At 68.5% G+C, this 698-nt stretch carries 1 protein-coding gene and 1 pseudogene; both read left to right on the plus strand.

Translation table 11 applies throughout. The annotated features are described in order from the left end of the window. Positions 1-286: hypothetical protein (locus tag ACP4J0_RS38630; protein WP_426604141.1), on the plus strand; the 286-nt coding region annotated here is incomplete at its 5' end. Continuing rightward, a pseudogene (locus tag ACP4J0_RS38635) lies at positions 283-698 on the plus strand (nucleotidyl transferase AbiEii/AbiGii toxin family protein); the annotation flags it as partial. The gene ACP4J0_RS38630 and the pseudogene ACP4J0_RS38635, both read left to right, overlap by 4 nt.

Consider the following 698-nt stretch of genomic DNA (forward strand, 5'->3'; position numbering starts at 1 on the left):
GGAGCTGGCCGGTCCCGTCGAGGGCAACGTGGACCTGCCGCTCCACATCGTCTGGTCCGGGCGGACGAGCTACAGCCCGGACCGTCCGAAGTCCCGCATGACGCTCTACCGGACCGTCCTCGCCGAAGGACTGAGTGAGGACCTGGCGGCCCTCCTGCACTACCGGCTGCTCATCGAGCAGTGGCCCGTGCTGCGGCGCTTGATCAGTCCCTACATCCGCGAGGTCTGGGAGGATGCCTTCCCCGAGCTGCTCCGCACCGCCCCGGCCGACACGACCGCCGCGTGAAGCTCACTCCGCTCCACGAGCGTCTCCTTGCCGACATCCTCGACCTCGGCTCCCCCTATCCTCTGGTCCTCACCGGCGGATACGCCGTGCAGGCCCACGGCCTGGTCGAACGCTTCAGTCGTGACCTCGACGTCGCCACCGAGAAACCCGCTCCGATGCAGGAGATCGTCGCCTCACTCACAGCAGGCCTCAGTGGGCGCGGATGGCGGACCACGCACGTTCAGACCGATCCGCTCAGCGGCCGGTTTCTCGTCACCGATCCGGACACCGGCGAGGAGTGTGAAGTCGACGTCCTCAAGGAGGCGTTCTGGGCTCCGCCTGCCCAGACCCCTACGGCCCCGTTCTTTCCCTCGACGACGTGATCGGCACCAAGGTCCGTGCCCTCGCCGACCGCGGCACCGTCCGCGACCTC

Origin of the sequence: Streptomyces sp. WG7, assembly GCF_049975785.1 — a bacterium.
GTDB lineage: Bacteria > Actinomycetota > Actinomycetes > Streptomycetales > Streptomycetaceae > Streptomyces.